The 2,713-nt window shown below is 61.8% G+C and carries 3 protein-coding genes; 2 read left to right on the top strand and 1 reads right to left on the bottom strand.

The annotated features are described in order from the left end of the window. Positions 1–1,657 (bottom strand): Na/Pi cotransporter family protein (locus tag EN964_RS31120; protein WP_164776124.1); only part of this gene is annotated, 1,657 nt, incomplete at its 3' end. Positions 1,658–2,045: 388 nt separating this feature from the next. Between EN964_RS31120 and EN964_RS31125 the strand changes: the two genes are divergently transcribed. Together EN964_RS31125 and EN964_RS31130 are read left to right on the top strand one after the other, a co-directional pair. Beyond that, a complete protein-coding gene (locus tag EN964_RS31125; protein WP_127270906.1) occupies positions 2,046–2,426 on the top strand; it encodes an RcnB family protein in 381 nt (126 codons plus the stop codon). Between the two features lie 136 nt (positions 2,427–2,562). Further along, positions 2,563–2,713 (top strand): CHC2 zinc finger domain-containing protein (locus EN964_RS31130; protein ID WP_164776125.1); only part of this gene is annotated, 151 nt, incomplete at its 3' end.

Raw genomic sequence — 2,713 nt, forward strand, 5'->3', positions numbered from 1 at the left:
AGACAGACCTGGATCCAGTCAGCAGACCGCGCTCTTCGAGCACCGGATAGGCCATCGAGGCCAGCAGCGAATTGATCTGCTTCAGGTCGCGGATGGTGTCGAGATGGATCGAGCTGGTCTCGACGCTCTTGGCAGTGCCGTCGCGCAGGCGCACGAAATGGCTGGCGCTGGTTTCTTTTTCGCGGTCGCGAAGCCGGTCTTTTTCCAGCACCAACTGGCGGGCGGTCTCGGGATCGCGCGACACCAGAACGTTGAAGGCAAGCCGCGCATTGGCCAGCACCGAGCTATGGAAGGCGCACAGCTCGGCCCAGCCCTCGTCGGTGAATTCCAGTCCGCGCTCGAACTTCTTTTTCACATGCACCAGCATGTTGCGCACGATGATGTCGCCGACCTGCTCCAGCTTGACGCAGGCGCCGATCAGCTCCTGGCAGCGCAGCGCCTCGTCCTCGGTCAGCGCGTTCCTGGTCAACTTGGCGAGGTAGAGCTTGATCGCGGCGTGCTTGCGGTCGACGCGGTCGTCGAGTGCGGCCAGCGCTTTAATCTTGTCGGCGTCGGCGCTTTCATAGAGTTCGATGATGCGCTTGAGCATGATCTCGATCGTCTCGCAGACCCGCACCACCTCGCGGGTGGCATTGGCAAGCGCCTGGCTCGGCACGTCGAGCGCGCTTTCGTTGAGCGCGGACAGCTCGACGACGTCAAGCGAGGCGGCCGGCACGGGCTTGATGCCAAGTGCGACGATCTTCTCCGAAGCGCGGTAGACAAACCCTGCCAGCGGCAGGCCGGCGAGCAGGATCAGCACATTGAACAGGATGTGGGCATTGACGATCTGGTCCGCCGCCGTCGAACCGAGAAAGGCGAAGTGCGGCCTGAAGATCATGACCAGGATCAGCATGACAAGCGAACCAAGCCCGCGCATCAGGAGGTTGCCGATCGGCACGACGCGCACCTCGGGGCTCGACGAGCGGGTCAGCATCGGCGCGATGATCGAGGAGCCGAGATTGACGCCGAGGATAAGAACGACGCCGAGTTCAGGCGTGATCAGGCCGCGGCCCGCCAGCGTCGCCATCAACAGCACCGCCGCGATGCTCGACTGGAACAGCCAGGTGATCAGCGCCGCCAGCAGATAGGCGGTGATGGAATCGGTCGAGAAGTAGTTGATGATGACCGGCATGAGCTGGCTGTTGCGCAGCGGCTCAGACGCCTGTCCGATCATCTCCAGCGACAGGATCAAAAGGCCGATGCCGACCAGAATGCGGCCGGTCTGGCGCCAGTCGCGCCGCTCGGTGGCCATGAACATGACCGTGCCGGTGATCAGGCACAGCGGCACCAGCAAGGTGAGGTCGAAGGTCAGCAGCTTGACCACCAGCGCAGAGCCGATCTCGGCGCCGCGCACTGCCAATTGGCCCGCGGCGCCCGAGACGATGCCAGAGCCGGCGAAGGAGCCGACCAGCAGCGTGACGGCGGTGGAGCTTTGCAGGGCGATGGCAAGGCCGGTGCCGGCCAGCACCGCCATGATCGGATTGCGCATGGTGGCGCGCAGGCGATGGCGCAGCACGTCGCCATAGGCGCGTTCGACGCCGGTCTTCACCATGCGGGTGGCAAACAGCATCAGCGCCACGGCGCCGGCCAGATGCAGAAGGACGACGGACCCGCTCATTTCGTCCCCCGCATGCAAACCGGATGCGCGTCCTGTTTGGCGTGGCGATCAGAAGGGAAAACGAGGGTACGAATCATGTTCATGGCGGTGGCTTATAATAGCTCGAATATTTTAGCCGGATAATAAAATCTTGTCGATTTCAAGGGCCGTTGCAGCGCGACGGGCGGTGTCGGAAAATGGACGGACGCGCAAATGGTTGCATTGCGGGGCGGACGCGAAGCAACGGATAGGCCGAGTTAGCAGCGCGACAGACTCCTGACCTTTGCGATTATGTTCAGCTCTATCGGGTAAATCAAGGAATTCATTACGCAATTGTAATGCAGGCGTTCAGTTTCGGTTCATCGGTGGCCCGCTATTCCTCTGGCATCGACAACCAAGGAGACTTCTCTTGAAACGCATTGTCCTTTCCGCACTCGCTTTCTCGATGCTGGCCGCTACGTCGCTCACCGGCCAAGCCGCACCGCTGAACGCACCGAACGCTCCGCAGTCGAACTACAGCCAGGTCGACTGGCAAAAGCCCACCAACAGGGATGTCAAGAAGCGCTTCATCCAGAAGCGCGTCATCCATAAGAAGGTCATCGTAAAGCGCAACAACTGGCGCAACGGCCACAAATATTCAGGCTGGAGACAGCACCAGCCGATCCGCGACTACGGCCGCTACGGCCTGCATCGTCCCGGCCGCGGCCAGGAATGGATCCGCGTCGGCAACGACTATGTGTTGGTCGGTGTGCTCTCCGGCGTCATTTTCGGCGCGCTTGCCGCGCACTGATCGCTCCCCAGGCGGATATTGGAAAGAGGCGGCCCGCAACGGCCGCCTCTTTTGCCTGTGGAAACCGGGTATGGCCCGCATTAAGGGTCGTCGGATTTCGCGGGTATGATTATATAATCGGGAAACGAGTTCCCCGATGCGCTTTCCACCCGCCTTCCTCGACGAGATACGCGACCGCGTGCCGATTTCATCGGTGATCGGCCAGCGCGTTGCGTGGGACAGGAAGAAAACCAACGCGCCGCGCGGCGACTATTGGGCGTGCTGCCCGTTTCATGGCGAGAAGAGCC

Origin of the sequence: Mesorhizobium sp. M7A.F.Ca.CA.001.10.2.1 (assembly GCF_003998575.1) — a bacterium.
In the GTDB taxonomy this organism is placed as follows: domain Bacteria; phylum Pseudomonadota; class Alphaproteobacteria; order Rhizobiales; family Rhizobiaceae; genus Mesorhizobium.